This is a genomic window from Ramlibacter sp. JJN2-2R, assembly GCF_057747835.1.
On sequence record NZ_CM173226.1, the window covers coordinates 1260695 to 1280987 of the forward strand.

Here is a 20293-nt window from a genome sequence, read left to right on the forward strand (position 1 = left end):
CCTCGTCAGCCAAGCCCGGTTACAAAGGCAGGCAGAAGACAAGGAGACGAGCCATGACCTGGCAACAAATCTACGACCCCATGGGCAGCATGGTGCTGTCCACGCTGCTCGCCGCCATCCCGGTGGTGGTCATGCTGGTGGGACTGGGCTTCCTGCACATGAAGGCCCACATCGCGGCCGGCGCCGGCCTGCTGGCCGCGGTGGTGATCGCGGTGTTCGCCTTCGGCATGCCGGCGGCGATGGCCGGCAAGGCCGCCTGGCTCGGCGCGCTGACCGGCATGCTGCCGATCGGCTGGATCGTGCTGAACATCATCTTCCTGCACCAGCTGACCGAGCGCAACGGCTCGTTCGCCATCCTGCAGGACTCCATCGCCGGCGTCACCGAGGACCGCCGGCTGCAGCTGCTGCTGATCGCCTTCTCGTTCGGCGCCTTCTTCGAGGGCGCGGCCGGGTTCGGCACGCCGGTGGCGGTGACCGCCGCGATGCTGATCGGGCTGGGCTTCTCGCCGCTGGCCGCCTCGGGCCTGTCGCTGATTGCCAACACGGCGCCGGTGGCGTACGGCGCGCTGGGCACGCCGATCATCACGCTGGCCAAGGTGCACGGCTACGACGTCATGGCGATCTCCGCCATGGTGGGCCGCCAGCTGCCGTTCTTCTCGCTGCTGGTGCCGTTCTGGCTGATCTGGGCGTTCGCGGGCTTTCGCGGGATGCTGCAGATCTGGCCGGCGATCCTGGTCACCGGCCTGTCGTTCGCGATCCCGCAGTTCGTGGTGTCCAACTACATCGGCCCCGAGCTGGTGGACGTGATCGCCGCCGCCTGCTCGATGCTGGCGCTGGCGCTGTTCCTGCGCGTGTGGAAGCCGGCCGAGATCTGGACGTCGGTGGTGCCGCGCGGCCACGAGGCGGACGCCGGCACCGCCCATGCGGCCGCGGCCCGCAGCGTCCATCCGCGCGGCGACGTCCTGCGCGCCTGGCTGCCCTGGGTGCTGCTGGCGGTGTTCGTCTTCGCCTGGGGCCTGCCGGTCACCAAGGCCTGGCTCAATGGCATCTTCGCGCCCAACTACCCGATCGAGGGCCTGCACAACCTGATCGAGCGCGTGCCGCCGGTCGTGCCCAAGGTCACCAAGGAGAGCGCGGTGTACGCGTTCACGCTGCTGTCGGCCACCGGCACCGCCATCCTGGTGGCGGCCATCGTCGGCGGGCTGCTGGCGCGCTACAACCCGGTGGAGCTGGTGCGCGTGTACGGCGCCACGTTCTGGAAGGTGCGCTACTCGCTGCTGACCATCGCCCTGATGCTGGCGCTGGGCACGCTCACCCGCTACTCGGGCCTGGACACCACGCTGGGCCTGGCATTCGCCTCCAGCGGCGTCCTCTATCCGTTCTTCGGCACCCTCATGGGCTGGCTGGGCGTGGCGCTCACCGGCTCGGACACCGCCTCCAACGTGCTGTTCGGCGGCATGCAGAAGGTCGCCGCGGGCCAGCTGGGCCTGCCCGAGAACCTGATGGGCGCGGCCAACAGCTCGGGCGGCGTGATGGGCAAGATGATCGATGCGCAGTCGATCGTCGTCGCCTCCACGGCGACCGGCTGGATGAACAAGGAAGGCGAGATCCTGCGCTACGTGTTCTTCCACTCGCTCGCCCTGGCGGCGCTGGTGGGCATCCTGGTCACGCTGCAGGCCTACGTCGATCCGTTCACCCGCATGGTGGTCCGCTAGGCGAACGGGGCCCAGCCGGCGTGACGGCTGGGCCAGGATGGCAGAATCGCCGCCGTGCAATCGCTGTCCCCCCTGCTGGCCGCCATCGCGGCCTACCTCCTCGGATCCCTCGCGTTCGCGGTGATCGTCAGCCGCGCCATGGGCCTGGCCGACCCCCGGACCTTCGGCAGCAAGAATCCCGGCGCGACCAACGTGTTGCGATCGGGCAGCAAGGCCGCGGCCGTCACCACGCTGCTGCTCGATGCCTGCAAGGGCCTGCTGCCGGTGCTGGCGGTGCGCGCCTGGGGCAGGCCGTTCGGGCTGGAGGAGGGCACGGTGGCCATGGTGGCGCTGGGCGCTTTCCTCGGCCACCTGTATCCCGTGTTCTTCCGCTTCCAGGGCGGCAAGGGCGTGGCCACCTTCATCGGCGCGGTGTTCGGCATCCACTGGCTGCTCGGCGTCGCGACCGGCCTCACCTGGCTGATCATCGCGTTCTTCTTCCGCTATTCGTCGCTGGCCTCGCTGGTGGCCGCGGTGTTCGCGCCCGCGTACTACCTGCTCGGCCACCGCCTGCAGTGGTACGCCGACCCCGCGGTGGCGATCGCGCTGGCCGCGATGGCGGCGCTGCTGGCCTGGCGGCACCGCGAGAACATCAAGCGCCTGCTGGCGGGAACGGAATCGCGCCTGGGCGCGAAGAAGAAGGCGTCCTAGTAGCGCCGCTCCAGCACCAGCTGGTCGTCGTCGCGGCGCATGCGAAAGCGCGTGAGGAAGCTGTTGCCCAGCAGCACGTAGGGCATGGGCTGCTGGCCGACCACCGCGTCGACGTCGCGCACCTCCACGTCGCCCACGCGCACCGATGCGAGCTTGATGCGCCAGCCGATGGCCGTGCCGTTGGCGGTGCCCAGGCGCACCGGCTGCCCGCCGCGGTAGTCGATGCCCAGGCGCTCGGCGTCGGCCGCACCCAGGCTCACGACCGAGGCGCCGGTGTCCACCAGGAAGTGGGCGGCCCGGCCGTTGATGCTGCCCGCGCTCATGAAATGGCCGCCGCCCTGGGCCGTCAGCACGATGCGGCTGCCCGAGGGGCCGTCGCCGCCGCTACCCACGCTGGCCGGGGCTTCGCCCACGCGCAGCGTGAAGCGGCGGCCCCCGGCCTCCAGCACGGCCTCGTCGCCGCGGGTGGCCAGCACCTTGACGCCCTTCCAGCTCTCGCCGGGCGCCACGGTCCTGGGCGCGCTGCCGTCGACGATCAGCAGCGCCTTGGATCCGAGCATGCCCTGCAGCGCGACGGCTTGTGCCCAGGCCCAGGCAGGCGCCGCCAGCAGCGCGGCCAGCAACACGCCAGCGAGCGCGCCGCGGCGGCCCGCCGGCGCGGATTCAGTCACGGAAGTTGTCGAACGACAGCGGCAGGTCGCTGATTTCCTTGCGGATCAGGGCCATGGCGATCTGCAGGTCGTCCCGCTTGGCGCCGGTGACGCGCACGGCGTCGCCCTGGATCGAGGCCTGCAGCTTGAGCTTGCTGTCCTTGACCAGCTTCTGGACCTTCTTGGCCTGCTCGGACTCGATGCCGCTGCGCACCTTGACCACCTGCTTGACCTTGTCGCCGCCGATCTTCTCGACCTTGCCCTTGTCGAGGAACCGGACGTCGACGCCGCGCTTGGCCAGCTTGCTGGTGAGGATGTCCTCGACCTGCCCGAGCTGGAACTCGGCGTCGCCGAACAAGGTGATCTCCTTGTCCTTGATCTCGATGGCGGCCGACGTGCCCTTGAAGTCGAAGCGGGTGCCGATCTCCTTGGCCGCGTTGTCGACCGCGTTCCGGACCTCCACCAGGTTCGGCTCGCAGACGGTGTCGAAAGACGGCATTCGCTCTTCCTCCTGAACGGTTCGCTTGGGTGACAATTCTCCCATGATCGTGGAGCAGAACGTCGGGCTCGCGCCGCACAACAGCTTCGGCATCGTCGCCAAGGCGCGCGAACTCGTGCGCGTGCGCGGCGAGGCCGACGTGGTGCAGCTGCTGGCCGACCCCGAGCTGGCCGCCCGGCCCAAGTTCGTGCTGGGCGGGGGCAGCAACATCGTCCTGACGGGCGACGTGCGCTCGCTGGTGCTCAAGGTCGAGATCGCCGGCCGCCGCGTCGTCGCCGACGGCCCGCGCGCCACCATCGTGGAGGTCGGCGCCGGCGAGAACTGGCACGAGACCGTGGCCTGGACGCTCGAGCAGGGCTTCCCGGGGCTGGAGAACATGGCCCTGATCCCCGGCACGATGGGCGCCTCGCCGGTGCAGAACGTGGGCGCGTACGGCGTGGAACTGCAGGACCGGTTCGATTCGCTCGATGCCATCGACCTGCGGACGGGCAGGGTGTTCACCCTCGATGCGTCGCAGTGCGCCTTCGGCTACCGCGACTCGGTCTTCAAGCATCCGCCGCCGGACGATGCGGATGCCGACGCGTCGCCGCGCGGCATGGGCCTGGCCGGCCGGGCGCTGATCCTGCGCGTGCGGCTGCGGCTGCCCAAGCCATGGCGGCCGGTGCTGGACTACGCCGACCTGCAGCGCCGGATGGCCGAAACCGGCATCGCCGAGCCGTCGCCGCGCCAGGTGTTCGACTGGATCTGTGCGATCCGCAGCGCCAAGCTGCCCGACCCGCGCGTGATCGGCAATGCCGGCAGCTTCTTCAAGAACCCGACCGTCACGCCCGAGCAGTGCACCGACATCATCGCGCGCGAGCCGGGCATCGTGCACTACCCCATGCCCGACGGCAGCGTGAAGCTCGCCGCCGGCTGGCTGATCGATGCCTGCGGCTGGAAGGGCAAGTCGGTGGGCAACGCCGGCGTGTACGAGAAGCAGGCGCTGGTGCTGGTGAACCGCGGCGGCGCCACCGGCGGCGAGGTGGTCACGCTGGCGCGCGCCATCCAGACCAGCGTCTACGAGCGCTTCGGCATCCGCCTGGAGCCCGAGCCCGTCGTCGTCTGAAGCGGGGGCCGGCCCGCAATGGCCGGGCCTGTCGGCCTCGGCCTACGCGTCGGCCCGCCGCGCTTCTTCATAGTGGCGACTGAGCCTTGCCGACGCCCGTGTCCCCATCCATGCCCCGTGTCCGCCACCGATCGCCCCCCTGGCTTGCGGGCGTGGTCGCGTTGCTCCTGGGGTGGCTGGCCGGCGCGGCGTTCGCGCAGGAGGCCCCCGCCCAGCGCGCGTTCGAGCTCGACGTGCGGGCGCCGGGCCCCGTGCGCGAGGTGCTGCAGCGCCACCTGGAACTGCAACGCTACCGCGAGGTGACCGACCTCGAGGAGGCCGAGCTCGCCCGCCTGATGCGGCTGGCCGAGCGCGACGCGCGCGAGCTGCTGGGCACACTGGGCTACTTCTCGCCGCGGCTGGACATCCGGCGCGAGCCGCCCGCGCAGGGCAAGGTGCCCGTCGTGGTGGTGGACGTCGACCCCGGCCCCGAGACCACCGTCGAGGGGATCGACATCGCGTTCGAGGGCGACATCCGGGACGCGCAGGCGGGCGATGCGGTGGCCCAGCGCGAGCGCATCCGCGAGCGCTGGAGCCTGCCGGCCGGGCGCCGCTTCACCCAGGACGCCTGGAGCGACGCAAAGACGGGCGCGGTGCGTGAACTGGTCGCGCGCCGCTATCCCGCGGGCCGGGTGAGCTACAGCCTGGCCGACGTGGACGCCGCGGCCAACCGGGTGCGCCTCGGCCTGCGGCTGGATTCCGGGCCGCTGTTCCGCCTCGGCGCCATGCAGGTGAGCGGCATGGAGCGCTACGACCCGGTGCTCGTGCCGCGGCTCGCGCGGCTGCCGCCCGGCACCATCTACGACCAGGACCAGATCCAGCGCGCCCAGCTGCGGCTGGTGGGCAGCGGCTACTTCGATTCCGCCTTCATCTACGTCGACCCGGCCGGCAACCCCGACGCGGCGCCGGTGCAGGTGAACGTGCGCGAGTCGCGCCTGCACAAGCTGGTGCTGGGGCTGGGCGTGTCCACCGACAGCGGGCCGCGGGCGACCGCGGAGTACACGCACAACCGGCTGCCCGGGCTCGGCTGGCGCTCGGTGACCAAGCTGCAGCTGGACCGCAAGACACCCTTCATCGAGACCGAGCTGTCGGCCGTGCCCGGCGAGGACCTGTGGCGCTGGGGCGTGTCGGGCCGCATCGAGCGGCTGGACGACGGCGTGCTGGTCACGCACGGGCAGCGGCTGCGCGTGGGGCGCACGCGCAGCGACGAGCACATCGACCGCAACATCTACCTGCAGTACGACCGCGCGACGGTGCAGGCCGAGGCCGGCGTGGCGCCGCCGCTGGACACCGGCGACGGCACGGCGATCAGCGCCAACTACATCTGGAACGGCCGCTACTTCGACCGCGTGCCGTATCCGACGCGCGGCTTCTCGGCCGGCCTGGAGCTGGGCGGCGGCCTCACCCTGGTGGGCAGCAAGAGCCCGTTCCAGCGCACGGTGGTGCGCTGGCTGCAGATCCATCCGTTCGAGCGCAGCCGGCTGCAGTGGCGCGCCGAGGCCGGGGCGGTGCTGGCCAACCGGCAGGCGCGCGTGCCGGCCACCCAGCTGTTTCGCACCGGCGGCGACACGACGGTCCGCGGCTACGGCCTGCGCGAGATCGGCGTGCGCCGCGACAACGGCGTGGTGGCGCCGGGCCGTTACCTCGCGGTGGGCAGCGTGGAGTGGCAGCGGCCCATCCGGCGCGGCGGCGTGGAGACCAACTTCGAGCATGCCCTGTTCATCGACGGCGGCGCGGTGGCGGACGAGGTCTCGCGCCTGAAGCCCAACTGGGGCGTGGGCACGGGCGTGCGCTACCGCAGCCCGCTCGGGCCGGTGCAGGCGGACCTGGCGTACGGCGTGCAGGCCCGGCGGTTCCGGCTGCACCTCACCCTGAGCAGCACCTTCTGAGGCCGGCCGTGCGGATCCTGCGTTGGCTGCTCGGTGGGTTGGCGGTGCTGGTGGGGCTGTTGCTGGTCGCCATCGCCGCCGCCTGGGTGTGGTCGGGCACCGAAGGCTCGGCGCGCTGGACGCTGGAGCAGGTGGCCAGGCGCCAGCCGCTGGTGGCTGAGGGCGTGCGCGGCTCGCTGCGCCGGGGGCTGCAGGCCGACCGGCTGGCCTGGTCGCAGGACGGGCTGTCCGCGGAGGCGCGGGATGTCCGGCTGGACTGGAAGCCGCTGCTGCTGCTGCACCGGGAACTGAAGATCGACCAGCTGCGCGCCGCCTCGGTGCGCGTCGAGGACCGGCGGCCGAAGACGGACGAGCGGCCCCGGCCGCCCGAGTCGCTGGCGTTGCCGCTGCTGGTCGCCGTGGACCAGCTCGTGGTGGACCGCTTCGACTGGGTCGGCCCGGTGCCGGTGCAATTGCTGGACCTGTCCGCGGCCTACCGCTACGACGGCGCCGAGCACCAGCTCGGGGTGCGCAACCTGCGGGCGTGGGACGGGCACTACCGCGGCGACATCCGACTCGGCGCGAGGGAAGGCTTCCCGCTGTCGGCCGGCGTGCAGGGACGCATCACCCCGCCCGTGCCCGGCGCGCTCGCCCCGGTGCCGCTGGTCTTCAACGCCAAGGCCGCGGGACCGCTGGCCGCCTTCGACCTGCAGCTGCGCGTGGAAGGCGAGCCGGGCAGCCCCGCGGCGGGCTCGACCCGCGCCAACGTCGTGGCGCGCGTGACGCCGTGGACCGAGGTGCCGGTCGCCTCCGCCCGCGCCGACTTCGACGGCTTCGATGCCGGCGCGCTGTGGCCGCGCGCGCCCCACACGCTGCTGTCGGGCCAGGTCTCGGTGCAGCCGCGCGGCCCGCGCGCCTGGGCGGTGCGCGCCGACCTGCGCAATGCCCTGGCGGGCCCGTGGGACCACCAGCGCGTGCCCGCCACGCGCGTGCGCCTGGACGGCGACTGGCGCCTGCCGCGGGCGGTGCTCGTGCGCGAGCTCGAGGCGCAGGTGGGCGGCGGGCGCGTGGTCGCCCAGGGTGCCTGGGAGGGCGAGGAGGCGTGGAAGGTGGACGGCACGCTGTCGGACATCAATCCGGCCGCCGTGCACAGCGCGATGGCCGCCGTGCCGCTGAGCGGACGGGCCACGGTGCGCGCGCAGGGGACGGCGATCGCGTTCGACACCGAGCTGCAGGCCGCCGGCGCGGCGCGCACCGGCGGGCCGACGTCGGAGCTTGCCGCCGCCGTCGGGGCGCTGGAGCTGCGCTCGCTCAGCGCGCGCGGCCGCTGGGCCGGGCAGGAGCTGTCGCTGCCGCTGCTGGTGGTGCGCACCGCCGACGCCAGGCTCGATGCCGCGCTGGAGATCCATCCGGGCGCCCGCACCGGCCGCGGCCGCGCCGACCTGGAGGCGCCGGGCCTGCGCGCCCGCGGCGTCGGCTCGGTCGCGCGCACCACCGGCGGCGGCAACGTGCGCGTCACCGTGTCCAACGTCGCGCAGGCGCAGCAGTGGCTCGGCAAGCTGCCCGGCGTGCCGGCTGCCGTGGGCGCGACGGCGCTGGAAGGCAACGGCGACCTGCAGCTCGCATGGCAGGGCGGCTGGGACGACCCCACCGTGCAGGCCACCGCGGCCTTGCCCCTGCTGCGGGCCGGCGGCACGCCGCAGTCGCCCTGGATCGTGAAGGACGCGACGGCGAAGGTCGATGGCCGGCTCGCGGACGCGCGGCTCGACCTGCGCGCCAAGGCGGTGGTGGGCGCGCGCGAGGCCAGCCTGGACCTGGTGGGGCGCGGCGGCCGCCGCTCGGCGACCGCCTGGCAGGGCGAGGTCACCTCGCTCAACGCCGCGGTGCGCGATCCCGCGCTGACCCCCGGGCCGTGGCGCCTCACGCTGCGCAAGGCGGTGGACTGGCGCTGGTCGGGCGGCCAGCTCGACACCGGGGCCGGCGAGGCGGCGCTGGCCGCGCCTACGCCGCAGGCGTCGCAGGCGATCGTCGCCTGGGAACCGGTGCGCTGGCGACCGGGCCAGCTGCGCAGCGCCGGCCGCATCACCGGCCTGCCGCTGGCGTGGGCGGAATTGCTCGGCGGTCCGCAGCTGGCGGGCTCGGCGCTGGCGGGCGACCTGGTGTTCGACGCGAACTGGGACGCGCAGCTGGGCGACACGCTGCGGCTGCGCGCGCAAATGGCCCGCACCATGGGCGACGTGTCGGTGCAGGCGGAAACCGTCGACGGCACGCCGGCGCGCGTGCAGGCGGGCGTGCGCGAGGCCCGGTTGACGCTCGACAGCCAGGGCGACGCCGTCACGCTCGCGCTGCGCTGGGATTCCGAGCGGGCGGGCACGGCCGACGCGCGCCTGGTGACACGGCTGTCCCATGACGAGCAGGGCTGGTCGTGGCCGGAGACCGCGCCGCTGACCGGCAACGTGAAGGCGCAGCTGCCGCGCCTGGGCGTGTGGTCGCTGCTCGCGCCGCCCGGCTGGCGCCTGCGCGGCTCGGTCGCGGCGGACGTGGCGGTGGCCGGCACGCGCGGCGATCCGCAACTCGCAGGCACGGTGCGCGCGGACGACCTCGCGCTGCGTTCGGTCGTCGACGGCGTCGCGCTGCAGGACGGCCGCCTGCTCGCCCGCCTCGAAGGGCGCCGGCTGCTCGTGGAGCAGTTGCAGCTGCGCGGCGCAGGGCCTTCGGGCGGCAGCGTCACGGGCACGGGCGAGGGCGGCTGGACGCGCGAGGGCGTGCAGGTGCGCGTGAATGCCACGCTCGAGCAGTTGCGCGCCAGCACGCGCTCCGATCGCGAGCTGACCGTCTCCGGCCAGCTCACCGCGGCCATGGACGGCAGCGGCGCGCAGGTGCGTGGCGCGCTGCACGTGGACCGGGCGCGCATCGTGCTGCCGGACGAGACCGCGCCGAAGCTGGGCGACGACGTGGTGGTGCGCAACCTGCCGCCGGGCACCGGCCTGCGGGGCCGGGACAAGGCGCCGCCGGAGCCCGGCGCCGCGCGCGGCCGGCCCGTCATCCTGGCGGTGAACCTGGACCTGGGCAACGACTTCCGCGTGCGCGGGCACGGCATCGACACGCGCCTGGCCGGCACGCTGGTGATCTCGGGCGAGTCGCTGGCGGCGCCGCGCCTGGTGGGCCTGATCCGCACCATCGGCGGCGAGTACCAGGCCTATGGCCAGCAGCTGCAGATCGAGCGCGGCGTGCTGCGTTTCACCGGCGCGGTCGACAACCCGGCGCTGGACATCCTGGCGATCCGCCCGCGCCTCGCGCAGCGCGTCGGGGTGCAGATCACCGGTTCGGCGCAGGCGCCGTTCGTGCGCCTGTACGCCGAGCCCGACCTGCCCGAGGCGGAGAAGCTGTCCTGGCTGGTGCTGGGGCGCGCGGCCGCGGCGGGCGGCGCGGAGTCGGCGTTGCTGCAGCAGGCGGCGGTGGCGCTGCTGGCCAGCCGCACCGGCCGGCGCGGCGACGGCAAGGGGGCGGCGGGCCTGGTGGGGCTGGACGAGCTGTCCTTCAGCCGGCAGGGCGCCGAGGGCCCGGCCGTGACGCTGGGCAAGCGGCTGGGCCGCAACCTGTACGCCGCCTACGAGCGCAGCCTGTCGGGCGCGGTCGGCACGCTGTACGTGTTCTACGACCTGTCGCGGCGCGTCACGGTGCGCGCGCAGACCGGCGAGCGGTCCGCGGTCGACCTGATCTTCACCTTCGCGTACGACTGACGGGCGAGCCGGGGGCTCGCCGCCCCGCCGCTTACTTCTTCTCGTCGGTCAGTTGCGGCAGCGGCGCGCCGCCGCCCAGCGACAGCAGCCCGGCCTTGCTGTACACGCCCAGCTTGTCGCGCGTGTCGACGATGTCCAGGTTGCGCATGGTCAGCTGGCCGATGCGGTCGCGCGGCGAGAACATCGACTCGCCCTTTTCCATCGTCAGCCGCTCGGGCTGGTAGGTGAGGTTGGCCGATTCGGTGTTCAGCAGCGAGTAGTCGTTGCCGCGGCGCAGTTCGAGCGTCACTTCGCCCGTGATCGCGCGCGCCACCCAGCGCTGCGCCGTCTCGCGCAGCATGATGGCCTGCGGGTCGAACCAGCGGCCCTGGTACAGCAGGCGCCCGAGGCGCCGGCCGTTGTCGCGGTACTGCTCGATCGTGTCCTCGTTGTGGATGCCGGTGACCAGGCGCTCGTAGGCGATGAACAGCAGCGCCAGGCCCGGGGCCTCGTAGATGCCGCGGCTCTTGGCCTCGATGATGCGGTTCTCGATCTGGTCGCTCATGCCCAGGCCGTGGCGGCCGCCGATGCGGTTGGCCTCCAGGATCAGTTCGACCGGGTCGTCGAAGGTCTTGCCGTTCAGGGCGACCGGCTGGCCTTCCTCGAAGCGCACGCGCACTTCCTCGGGCTTGACCTGCACGTCCTCGCGCCAGAACGCCACGCCCATGATCGGGTTGACGATCTTGATGCCCGAGTTCAGGTGCTCCAGGTCCTTGGCCTCGTGCGTCGCGCCCAGCATGTTGCTGTCGGTGGAGTACGCCTTCTCGGCCGACATCTTGTAGGCGAAGCCGGCCTTCTGCATGAACGCCGACATCTCGGCGCGGCCGCCCAGTTCGTCGATGAACGCCTGGTCCAGCCAGGGCTTGTAGACCTTCAGCGACGGGTTGGTGAGCAGGCCGTAGCGGTAGAAGCGCTCGATGTCGTTGCCCTTGAAGGTGCTGCCGTCGCCCCAGATGTGGACGTCGTCCTCCTTCATCGCGGCCACCAGCATGGTGCCGGTGACGGCGCGCCCGAGCGGCGTGGTGTTGAAGTAGGTCAGGCCCGCGGTGGAGATGTGGAACGCGCCGGCCTGCAGGGCGGCGATGCCCTCGTGCGCCAGCTGCTGGCGGCAGTCGATCAGGCGCGCCTGCTCGGCGCCGTACAGCATCGCCTTGCGCGGGATCTCGTCGTAGTCCGGCTCGTCGGGCTGGCCCAGGTTGGCCGTGTAGGCGTACGGAATCGCGCCCTTCTGGCGCATCCAGTGCAGCGCGGCGCTGGTGTCCAGGCCGCCGGAAAACGCGATGCCGACCTTCTGGCCGGCGGGCAGGTGTTCGAGGATGGTGCTCATGGCGGTGGCCCGGTCAGCCGAAGTGGCAGATGTAGTGGTAGGGCTCGGTGACCCGGATGTCGAAACTGGAGTTCGCCGGCACCGAGAAGCGCTGGCCCGCCGTGGACGGCACCCACTGCGCGGTGCCCGCGAGGCGGTACTCGCACGAGCCGGCCACGCATTCCATGATCTCGGCGGCGCCGGTGTTGAACGTCAGCGTCGCGGGCAGGATCACGCCCACCGACTTGCGGGTGCCGTCCGCCAGCGTGATGCTGTGGCTCACGCACTTGCCGTCGAAATAGACGTTGGCGCGCGTGGTCACGCTGACGCCGGCGAGGGTCTCGGTGGTCATGGAATGCAGGCTCGGGGAAAACCCGTGATTTTAGGCGACCGGCCTTCGCCCGAGCCGTGTGCGGTGCAGGAGCGGCCGGGCGAGAGGTTCCCACGCTGGCCGTCAGCCAAAGGCTGGAAAAGGAAAAGGGCGGGAAGAACCCGCCCTTGGTGCGATCGCGCCGCGCTCAGCGCCAGTGGCCGTGGTGGCCGCCGCCGCCGTGGTACACGTAGCCGAAGCTCAGGGACACCGGCGGGTAGTACGGGCGGTAGTAGGCCGGCCCGTACGGGTAGTAGGCATAGGCCGGCGGCGCGACGTAGGTGGTGACCACGGGCGCGGGCGCGGGCGCCGCGTAGGTCACCGGACCGGTGACGGCCGGGGCGGGCATGGTGGCGGCGGGCTGCTGCTCCATGGCGCCGACCGGGGTGACCTGCAGGCGGATGGTGGGACCCGGGTCGTACGGCATCTGCACCGTGTACTGGCGGCCGGCGTACTCGTAGACGACGTTCCAGTTGGTGGTGCGGTTCTCGTAGAACGTCTGGGTCGCGCACTGCTGCACGTTCTGCACCTGGGTGTTCGAGCCCTCGATGCGGTCGCCCAGGAGGGCGCCGCCCACGACACCGAGGACGGTGGCGGCCGCGCGGCCGGCGCCGCCGCCGATCTGGTTGCCGATGGCGCCGCCGGCGATCGCGCCCATGACGCCGCCAGCGCCCGACTTGGGCTGCTCGATCGCCATCGGCTGGTTGCTGCAGACCTGCCGCGGCACGGCGACCTGCTGGACGACGGGCGTGCTGGAGATCACGCGGCCGACCGCGTCCTGCGCCTGCGCGGCGCCCGCCGCGGCCAGGCCGATCAGGGAGAGGGTGAGGGTCTTCTTCATGGCGATGCCTCGCTCGCAATCAAGCTCGGATGCGCAAAGTTTAGGCAATGCGCCTGCATCCAACCTGAACAGGGCGTAAAGCCGCGGTAAAAATTCCCACGTCAGCGGCCGGCGGCCAACGTTTCCCAGCCGGCGGAGTCGAATCCGACGGTGGTCCGGCCCGGCCACTCGACCACCGGCCGCTTGATGACGCTGGGCTGCGCGAGCATCAGGCGGGCGGCGCTCGCCTCGTCCGTCACCGCGGCCTGCACCGCCGGGTCGAGCTTGCGCCAGGTCGTGCCCTGCCGGTTGAGCAGCTTGTCCCAGCCGACGGCCCGGCACCAGTGCGGCAGGCGGTCCGCCGGCACGCCGGCCTTCTTGAAGTCATGGAAACGGTACGCCACGCCGCGGCCATCGAGCCAGGCCCGGGCCTTCTTCACGGTGTCGCAGTTGGGGATGCCGTACAGGGTGATGTCCATCGTCCGATTGTGCGGCGGCGGCGTCGGGGCCATTCGCCGCGACAATCGCCGCATGCAGACCCTGCAAGACTGGCTCGCGCACTGCGAGCGACTGCACCCCCAGGCGATCGCGCTCGGCCTCGACCGCGTGCGCGCCGTCGCCGCGCGCATGGAACTGGCCTTTCGCGCCACCGTCGTCACGGTGGCCGGCACCAACGGCAAGGGCTCGACCTGCGCCATGCTCGAAGCCATCGCGCTGCAGGCCGGCTGGCGCACGGGCGTGTACACCTCGCCCCACCTCGTGCGGTTCGAGGAGCGTTGCCGGCTGCTGGGCGAGCCGGTCGCGGCCGACGCGCTGGTGCCGCACTTCGCCCGCGTCGAGGCGGCGCGCCAGGACGTGCAGCTGACCTATTTCGAGTTCACCACGCTGGCCATCCTGAGCTGCCTGGCGGCCGCCGAACTGGACCTGGTCGTGCTGGAGGTGGGGCTGGGCGGGCGGCTCGACGCGGTGAACGTGATCGACGCCGACTGCGCCGTGATCACCAGCATCGACCTGGACCACCAGGAGTTCCTCGGCCCGGACCGGGAGGCGATCGGCCGCGAGAAGGCCGGCATCCTGCGCGCCGGCAAGCCGGCGATCGTGAGCGATCCCGTGCCGCCGCGCAGCGTCGTGGAGGCCGCCGAGGCGATCGGCGCCGACCTGTGGCTGCTCGGGCGCGACTACAACTTCTCCGGCGACAAGCAGCAATGGGGCTGGGCCGGGCGGGGCCGCCGCTATGCGGGGCTGGGCTACCCGGGCCTGCGCGGCGCCAACCAGCTGGTCAACGCCTCGGGCGTGCTGGCCGCGCTCACCGCCCTGCGCGACCGCGTGCCGGTGACGGCCCAGGCGATACGCAACGGCCTGTCGATGGTGGAATTGCCGGGCCGCTTCCAGATCGTGCCCGGCCAGCCGACCCTGGTGCTCGACGTCGCGCACAACCCGCATTCGGTGGCGGCCCTCGCGGCCAACCTGGACGCGATGGGCTTCTACCCGACCACCCACGCCGTCTTCGGCGCGATGGGCGACAAGGACCTGGCGGCCATGCTGCGCCGGATGGACCCGCTTGTGGACCGCTGGTACTTCACCGACCTGCCCACGCCGCGCGCCGCCGCGGCGGCGTCGCTGCAGGCGCTGTGGCAGTCGGCCACCCAGCGGCGCGACGTGCAGGCCGGCACCCATGCCTCGCCGCAGGAGGCGCTGCGGCGTGCCGTCGAGGCGGCGGACCCGACTGATAGAATCCTCGTGTTCGGATCGTTCTACACGGTGGGGGGCGTGCTCGAGGGCGGATTGCCCCGCCTGCAGGCCCGACACCTGGGCTCCTGAACCCGACCCGCGACACGCTGCATGGCCTTCTTCAAGTTCCGCAAGGGTGGCGACGATTCGCCGGCCGCGACGGCCCAGCCCGAAAGCGTGGAAGCCTTGCGCCGCCGCGCGCGCCACCGCCTGATCGGCGCCTCGGTCCTGGTCCTGGTGGGGATCGTCGGCTTCCCGCTCCTGTTCGACACCCAGCCACGTCCGGTCGCGGTCGACATCCCGATCGAGATTCCCGACCGCAACAAGGCCCGGCCGCTGCCGCCCCCGCCGCCCTCGCGCGCGCAGGGCACCGTCGGCGAGGCCGCGCCGCCCGCCTCGGCGGCCCGCACCGCTTCCGCCTCCGTTGCCGCCGCGCCCGCTCCTTTGCCTGCGCCTTCGGCCACGGTCGCCGCCGCGCCTGCCCCGGCGCCTGCGGCGGCCAGCGCGCCGACCAGGGAAGCGCCCAAGGCCGAGCTGCCGGCCAAGCCGCCGGCGCTGGCGCAGGCCAAGCCCGACACCCCGGCCAAGCCCACCCAGGACGCCCCCAGGACGGCGCAGGGCGGCGATGCCGCGCGTGCGCAGGCGCTGCTCGAAGGCAAGCCGGTGCAGGCCACGGCCAAGGACACGGCCGTCGAGGGCCGCTATGTCGTCCAGGTGGGCGCCTTCGCCGACAACGCCAAGGCGCGCGAGACGCGCCTGAAGGTCGAGAAGGCCGGGCTGAAGACCTATGCCCAGGTGGCCGACACCAAGGACGGCAAGCGCATCCGCATCCGGGTGGGGCCGTTCGGCACCCGCGCCGAGGCCGACAAGGCCGCCAGCCGGATCAAGGAACTGGATTTGCCCGCGGCCATCCTCACTCTCTGAGGAGCGGCATGGCGGCACTGGACTGGGTGTTCGTCGCCGTGCTGGCGGTCTCGCTCCTGCTGGGCCTGCTGCGTGGGCTGGTGTACGAGGTGCTGTCGGTGGCCAGCTGGATCGCGGCGTTCGTGCTCGCGCAGTGGCTGGCGCCGGCGATCGGCGGCTGGCTGCCGATGGGCACCGCGGGCGAACCGCTGCGCTACGCGGCCGGGTTCGCGGTGGTGTTCATCGTGGCCGTGTTCGCCGGCGGGCTGCTGGCGTGGGCCATGCGCCGGCTGGTCGAGGCGGCGGGGCTGCGCCCGGTCGACCGCGCGCTCGGCGCGGCGTTCGGCGTGGTGCGCGGCATCGTGCTGCTGCTCGCGCTGGCCGTGGTGGTGCACATGACGCCGCTGCGCCAGGACGCGTGGTGGACCGAATCGGTGGGGGCCGGCGTGTCGACGACGGCCCTCAAGGGATTGAAACCGGTGGTGCCCGAGCGGTTCGGGCAATACCTGCCGGGTTGAGCAGGAAGGCCAGAAGCCATGTGTGGAATCGTTGGCGTCGTCAGCGGCGCGCCCGTCAACCAGCTGATCTATGACGCGCTGCTGCTGCTGCAGCACCGCGGCCAGGACGCGGCCGGCATCGTCACGCAGCAGGGGCGCAAGTTCTTCATGCACAAGGCCAAGGGCATGGTGCGCGACGTCTTCCGCACCCGCAACATGCGCGCGCTGCCGGGCAACGTGGGCCTGGGCCAGGTGCGCTACCCCACGGCCGGCAACGCCGACAGCGAGGAAGAGGCGCAGCCCTTCTACGTCAACGCGCCGTTCGGGATCGTGCTGGTGCACAACGGCAACCTCACCAACGCGCAGGCGCTCAAGGCGGAGCTGTTCTCCACCGACCACCGCCACATCAACACCGACAGCGACTCCGAAGTGCTGCTGAACGTGCTGGCGCACGAGCTCGAGCGCTCGACCCGCGGCGTGCCGCTGCAGCCGCAGGACGTGTTCGCCGCCGTGCGCAACGTGCACAAGCGCCTGCGCGGGTCGTACGCGGTGGTTGCGCTGATCGCCGGCCATGGGGTGCTGGCGTTCCGCGACCCGCACGGGATCCGGCCGCTGTCGATCGGTCGCGGCAAGGACGGCACCGTGATGGTGGCCAGCGAGTCGGTGACGCTGGAAGGCACGGGCCACGTGTTCGAGCGCCACGTCGCGCCCGGCGAGGCCGTGTTCATCGACCTGCAGGGTCAGCTGCACGCGCGCCAGTGCGCGGACGATCCGCACCTGACGCCCTGCATCTTCGAATACGTCTACCTGGCGCGGCCCGACTCGGTGCTGGACGGCATCTCGGTCTACCAGGCGCGGCTGAACCTGGGCGAGGCGCTGGCCAAGCGCGTGATCTCCACCGTGCCGCCCAACGAGATCGACGTGATCATCCCGATCCCGGAGTCGAGCCGGCCCAGCGCCACGCAGCTCGCGCACCTGCTGGGCATCCCGTACCGCGAGGGCTTCGTGAAGAACCGCTACGTGGGCCGCACCTTCATCATGCCGGGGCAGGGCGTGCGCAAGAAGTCGGTGCGCCAGAAGCTCAACGTGATCGGCAGCGAGTTCCGCGGCCGCAACGTGCTGCTGGTCGACGACTCCATCGTGCGCGGCACCACCAGCCGCGAGATCGTGCAGATGGCGCGCGACGCCGGCGCCCGCAAGGTGTACCTGGCCAGCGCCGCGCCGCCGGTGCGCTTCCCGAACGTGTACGGCATCGACATGCCCACCGCGAGCGAGCTCGTCGCCTACGGCCGCACGGTCGATGAAGTGCGCCAGATCATCGGCTGCGATGCGTTGATCTACCAGGACGTCGAGGGCATGAAGCGCGCGGTGATGGCCGCCGCCTCCCCGGACTGCCAGAAGCTCGAGGGCTTCGACGCATCCTGCTTCGACGGCGTGTACGTCACCGGCGACATCAATGCCGACGACATCGCCCGCATCAACGAGGCTCGTATCGGCCAGGAAGACCCGCTGGAGGAGAACTCCTCCCGGCTGGCGCTGCCGAACGCGCAGGAGGCCTGAGCCCGTGGCCGAATCCAAGCCGGATCATCCGCTGCATCCCGAGACGCTGGCCGTGCGGGCGGCGGTCGAGCGCAGCCAGTACGGCGAGAACTCCGAGGCGCTGTACCTCACCAGCGGCTACGTGCAGCCCAGCGCCGAAGCCTCCGCCCAGCGCTTCGCGGGCGAGGAGGAGGGCTTCACCTACGGCCGCTACGGCAACCCCACCGTCGCCAGCTTCGAGAAGCGGCTGGCGGCGCTGGAGGGCGCCGAGGCCTGCATCTCCACGTCCTCGGGCATGTCGGCCATCCTCATGATGTGCCTGGCGCTGCTCAAGGCCGGCGACCACGTGGTGTGCTCGCGGTCGATGTTCGGCTCGACCATCAAGCTGATCGGATCGGACCTGGCGAAGTTCGGGGTGCAGAGCACGTTCGTGCCGCAGGCCGACGTGGGCGCCTGGAAGGCCGCGATGCGGCCCGAGACCCGGCTGCTGTTCGCCGAGACGCCGACCAACCCGCTGACCGAGGTGTGCGACATCCGGGCGCTGGCCGACATCGCGCACGAAGGCGGCGCGCTGTTCTGCGTCGACAACTGCTTCGCCACCCCGGCGCTGCAGCGCCCGCTGGCGCTGGGCGCCGACATCGTGATGCACTCGGGCACCAAGTACCTGGACGGGCAGGGGCGCGTGATGGCCGGCGCGCTGTGCGCGCCGCAGGCGATGGTCACGGAGAAGTTCCTGCCCATCCTCAAGAGCTGCGGCATGACGCTCGCGCCGTTCAACGCCTGGGTCGTGCTCAAGGGCCTGGAGACGCTGGACCTGCGCATGCGCGCGCAGTCGGCCAACGCGCTGGCGCTGGCCGAGTGGCTGCAGGCGCACCCGAAGGTGTCACGCGTGTACTACCCGGGCCTCAAGAGCCACCCGCAGCACGAACTGGCGCTCGCGCAGCAGTCGGGCATCGGCGGCGCCGTGCTGTCGTTCGACGTCAAGGCGGGCGATGCCGACGAGGCGCGCAGCCATGCGTTCCGCGTGCTCGACTGCCTGCAGGTGCTGTCGCTGTCGACCAACCTGGGCGACACCAAGACGCTGGCGGCGCATCCCGCCAGCACCTCCCACGGCCGGCTGACCGAGGCGCAGCGCCAGGCCGCCGGCATCACCCAGGGCCTGATCCGCGTGGCGGTCGGCCTGGAGCATCTCGACGACATGAAGGCCGACCTCTCGCGCGGCCTCGACCTCCTTTGAATCCGCAGTGAAAGTCAGAACGCGCTTTGCCCCGTCGCCGACGGGCTTCATCCATCTCGGCAACATCCGCTCGGCCCTGTACCCCTGGGCCTTCGCGCGCTCGCAGGGCGGCATCTTCGTGCTGCGCATCGAGGACACCGACCTCGAGCGCTCGTCGCAGGCGGCGGTGGACGTCATCCTCGAAGGCATGGCCTGGCTGGGGCTGGACCATGACGAAGGCCCGTACTACCAGATGCAGCGGATGGACCGCTACAAGCAGGTGCTGGCCCAGATGCAGGAGCAGGGCCTGGTGTATCCCTGCTACATGAGCGTGGCCGAGCTCGACGCGCTGCGCGAGCGGCAGATGGCCGACAAGCAGAAGCCCCGCTACGACGGCACCTGGCGGCCCGAGCCGGGCAAGCAGCTGCCCACGCCACCCGCGGGCGTGCAGCCGGTGCTGCGGTTCAGGAACCCGGTGGGCGGCGTGGTCGCGTGGGACGACAAGGTCAAGGGCCGCATCGAGATCAGCAACGACGAGCTGGACGACCTGGTGATCGCGCGCCCGGACGGCACGCCCACGTACAACTTCTGCGTGGTGGTCGACGACATCGACATGGAGATCACGCACGTGATCCGCGGGGACGACCACGTGAACAACACGCCGCGCCAGATCAACATCTTCCGCGCGCTCGGCAAGGAGCCGCCGGTGTACGCGCACCTGCCCACAGTGCTGAACGAGCGCGGCGAGAAGATGAGCAAGCGCAATGGCGCCAAGCCCGTCACGCAGTTCCGCGACGAGGGCTTCCTGGCCGACGCGGTGGTGAACTACCTGGCGCGCCTGGGCTGGTCCCATGGCGACGACGAGATCTTCAGCCGCGAGCAGTTCCTGCAATGGTTCGACCTCGACCACCTGGGCAAGAGCGCGGCACAGTTCGACGAGGCCAAGCTGCGCTGGGTCAATGCCCAGCACATGAAGGCTGCCGCCGACGAAGTGCTGGCACCGCTGGTGGCCGAGCAACTGCGCAGCCGCGGCATCGAGCCGGACGAGCGCCTGGCGCGCATCTGCGGCCTGGTCAAGGACCGCTGCGACACCATCGTGGTGCTGGCCGACTGGGCAGCGCGCTTCTACGTGCACGCGCACGCCAGCGAGGAGGACCTGGCCAGGCACATCACCGATGGCGTGCGCCCGGCCCTGAGCATGCTGGCGAAGATGCTGGAGACGGCGCCGTGGGAGAAGGGCGCCATCGGCGAATGCCTGAAGGAAGTGCTGCGCGCCACCGGCCTGAAGATGCCCCAGCTGGCCATGCCGGTGCGGGTGCTGGTGATGGGAACGGCACAGACGCCGTCGCTCGATGCCGTGCTGGAACTCGTGCCTCGCGAATTCGTGTTGGCCCGACTATCGAAGGCGTGAAAAAACAGTGTAGAATTCGAGGCTCGACACCAAGCGGGGGTATAGCTCAGCTGGGAGAGCGCTTGCATGGCATGCAAGAGGTCAGCGGTTCGATCCCGCTTACCTCCACCAAGCAAAGGTGTCGCGGAAGGTAGTGCGCGCGAGCGCACGTT

General features: G+C 71.9%; 17 protein-coding genes and 1 tRNA gene. 12 read left to right on the forward strand and 6 right to left on the reverse strand.

Annotation, left to right across the window (positions count from 1 at the left end; translation table 11 throughout):
• The first annotated feature begins 53 nt into the window (after positions 1 to 53).
• Both AC3ANR_RS06200 and plsY read left to right on the forward strand, forming a co-directional pair.
• The gene (locus AC3ANR_RS06200) at positions 54 to 1715 is read left to right on the forward strand and encodes an L-lactate permease (protein ID WP_488291006.1); all 1662 of its coding nucleotides are present in this window, start codon (positions 54 to 56) and stop codon (positions 1713 to 1715) included.
• Between the two features lie 54 nt (positions 1716 to 1769).
• Positions 1770 to 2405, forward strand: a complete 636-nt coding sequence (gene plsY, locus AC3ANR_RS06205; RefSeq protein ID WP_488291007.1) for a glycerol-3-phosphate 1-O-acyltransferase PlsY — start codon at positions 1770 to 1772, stop codon at positions 2403 to 2405.
• On the opposite strand, the gene AC3ANR_RS06210 is transcribed toward plsY, so the two are convergent.
• Both AC3ANR_RS06210 and AC3ANR_RS06215 read right to left on the reverse strand, forming a co-directional pair.
• Positions 2402 to 3076, reverse strand: a complete 675-nt coding sequence (locus AC3ANR_RS06210; protein WP_488291008.1) for a retropepsin-like aspartic protease family protein — start codon at positions 3074 to 3076, stop codon at positions 2402 to 2404. The genes plsY and AC3ANR_RS06210 overlap by 4 nt on opposite strands.
• Positions 3069 to 3554 (reverse strand): YajQ family cyclic di-GMP-binding protein, encoded by a 486-nt coding sequence (locus tag AC3ANR_RS06215; RefSeq protein WP_488291009.1) that lies wholly within the window; start codon positions 3552 to 3554, stop codon positions 3069 to 3071. Before AC3ANR_RS06215 ends, AC3ANR_RS06210 begins: the two co-directional genes overlap by 8 nt.
• Positions 3555 to 3597: 43 nt before the next feature.
• Here AC3ANR_RS06215 and murB point away from each other — a divergent pair, with 43 nt between their 5' ends.
• From murB to AC3ANR_RS06230, 3 genes are all read left to right on the forward strand, one after another.
• Positions 3598 to 4659, forward strand: a complete 1062-nt coding sequence (gene murB, locus AC3ANR_RS06220) for a UDP-N-acetylmuramate dehydrogenase (protein WP_488291010.1) — start codon at positions 3598 to 3600, stop codon at positions 4657 to 4659.
• Between the two features lie 152 nt (positions 4660 to 4811).
• Positions 4812 to 6587 (forward strand): autotransporter assembly complex protein TamA, encoded by a 1776-nt coding sequence (locus AC3ANR_RS06225; RefSeq protein WP_488291011.1) that lies wholly within the window; start codon positions 4812 to 4814, stop codon positions 6585 to 6587.
• A gap of 8 nt (positions 6588 to 6595) precedes the next feature.
• The gene (locus tag AC3ANR_RS06230) at positions 6596 to 10309 is read left to right on the forward strand and encodes a translocation/assembly module TamB domain-containing protein (RefSeq protein ID WP_488291012.1); all 3714 of its coding nucleotides are present in this window, start codon (positions 6596 to 6598) and stop codon (positions 10307 to 10309) included.
• A 31-nt stretch (positions 10310 to 10340) separates the two neighbouring features.
• Here the strand turns inward: AC3ANR_RS06230 and argG are convergent, their stop codons facing one another.
• From argG to AC3ANR_RS06250, 4 genes are all read right to left on the reverse strand, one after another.
• On the reverse strand, positions 10341 to 11675 hold the full coding sequence (gene argG, locus AC3ANR_RS06235; protein WP_488291013.1) for an argininosuccinate synthase: 1335 nt from the start codon (positions 11673 to 11675) through the stop codon (positions 10341 to 10343).
• Between the two features lie 13 nt (positions 11676 to 11688).
• Positions 11689 to 12006 carry a pyrimidine/purine nucleoside phosphorylase gene (gene ppnP, locus AC3ANR_RS06240; protein WP_488291014.1) on the reverse strand — a complete coding sequence of 106 codons (318 nt, stop codon included), beginning with the start codon at positions 12004 to 12006 and terminating at the stop codon, positions 11689 to 11691.
• Between the two features lie 166 nt (positions 12007 to 12172).
• Positions 12173 to 12865 carry a glycine zipper 2TM domain-containing protein gene (locus tag AC3ANR_RS06245; protein ID WP_488291015.1) on the reverse strand — a complete coding sequence of 231 codons (693 nt, stop codon included), beginning with the start codon at positions 12863 to 12865 and terminating at the stop codon, positions 12173 to 12175.
• A gap of 101 nt (positions 12866 to 12966) precedes the next feature.
• Entirely contained in the window at positions 12967 to 13323 is a 357-nt protein-coding gene (locus tag AC3ANR_RS06250; protein WP_488291016.1) for an ArsC family reductase, read from the reverse strand.
• Between the two features lie 52 nt (positions 13324 to 13375).
• Here AC3ANR_RS06250 and folC point away from each other — a divergent pair, with 52 nt between their 5' ends.
• From folC to AC3ANR_RS06285, 7 genes are all read left to right on the forward strand, one after another.
• Entirely contained in the window at positions 13376 to 14665 is a 1290-nt protein-coding gene (folC, locus tag AC3ANR_RS06255) for a bifunctional tetrahydrofolate synthase/dihydrofolate synthase (RefSeq protein WP_488291017.1), read from the forward strand.
• Between the two features lie 21 nt (positions 14666 to 14686).
• A complete protein-coding gene (locus tag AC3ANR_RS06260) occupies positions 14687 to 15499 on the forward strand; it encodes an SPOR domain-containing protein (protein ID WP_488291018.1) in 813 nt (270 codons plus the stop codon).
• 8 nt (positions 15500 to 15507) lie between these two features.
• Positions 15508 to 15996: a CvpA family protein gene (locus AC3ANR_RS06265; protein WP_488291019.1), complete on the forward strand. Its 489-nt coding sequence runs from the start codon at positions 15508 to 15510 to the stop codon at positions 15994 to 15996.
• A gap of 18 nt (positions 15997 to 16014) precedes the next feature.
• The gene (gene purF, locus AC3ANR_RS06270) at positions 16015 to 17535 is read left to right on the forward strand and encodes an amidophosphoribosyltransferase (RefSeq protein WP_488291020.1); all 1521 of its coding nucleotides are present in this window, start codon (positions 16015 to 16017) and stop codon (positions 17533 to 17535) included.
• 4 nt (positions 17536 to 17539) lie between these two features.
• Positions 17540 to 18751 carry an O-succinylhomoserine sulfhydrylase gene (locus AC3ANR_RS06275; protein ID WP_488291021.1) on the forward strand — a complete coding sequence of 404 codons (1212 nt, stop codon included), beginning with the start codon at positions 17540 to 17542 and terminating at the stop codon, positions 18749 to 18751.
• Between the two features lie 7 nt (positions 18752 to 18758).
• The gene (gltX, locus tag AC3ANR_RS06280; protein ID WP_488291022.1) at positions 18759 to 20141 is read left to right on the forward strand and encodes a glutamate--tRNA ligase; all 1383 of its coding nucleotides are present in this window, start codon (positions 18759 to 18761) and stop codon (positions 20139 to 20141) included.
• 35 nt (positions 20142 to 20176) lie between these two features.
• Positions 20177 to 20252: transfer RNA gene (locus AC3ANR_RS06285), tRNA-Ala, on the forward strand.
• The last annotated feature ends 41 nt before the right edge of the window (positions 20253 to 20293 follow it).

Bases quoted from the DNA above. Each gene is read 5' to 3' on its own strand.
- AC3ANR_RS06200 (WP_488291006.1), top strand. From the start codon at position 54: ATGACCTGGCAACAAATCTACGACCCCATGGGCAGCATGGTGCTGTCC.
- AC3ANR_RS06215 (WP_488291009.1), bottom strand. From the start codon at position 3,554: ATGCCGTCTTTCGACACCGTCTGCGAGCCGAACCTGGTGGAGGTCCGG.
- murB (WP_488291010.1), top strand. From the start codon at position 3,598: ATGATCGTGGAGCAGAACGTCGGGCTCGCGCCGCACAACAGCTTCGGC.
- argG (WP_488291013.1), bottom strand. From the start codon at position 11,675: ATGAGCACCATCCTCGAACACCTGCCCGCCGGCCAGAAGGTCGGCATC.
- ppnP (WP_488291014.1), bottom strand. From the start codon at position 12,006: ATGACCACCGAGACCCTCGCCGGCGTCAGCGTGACCACGCGCGCCAAC.
- AC3ANR_RS06245 (WP_488291015.1), bottom strand. From the start codon at position 12,865: ATGAAGAAGACCCTCACCCTCTCCCTGATCGGCCTGGCCGCGGCGGGC.
- AC3ANR_RS06250 (WP_488291016.1), bottom strand. From the start codon at position 13,323: ATGGACATCACCCTGTACGGCATCCCCAACTGCGACACCGTGAAGAAG.
- folC (WP_488291017.1), top strand. From the start codon at position 13,376: ATGCAGACCCTGCAAGACTGGCTCGCGCACTGCGAGCGACTGCACCCC.
- AC3ANR_RS06260 (WP_488291018.1), top strand. From the start codon at position 14,687: ATGGCCTTCTTCAAGTTCCGCAAGGGTGGCGACGATTCGCCGGCCGCG.
- AC3ANR_RS06265 (WP_488291019.1), top strand. From the start codon at position 15,508: ATGGCGGCACTGGACTGGGTGTTCGTCGCCGTGCTGGCGGTCTCGCTC.
- purF (WP_488291020.1), top strand. From the start codon at position 16,015: ATGTGTGGAATCGTTGGCGTCGTCAGCGGCGCGCCCGTCAACCAGCTG.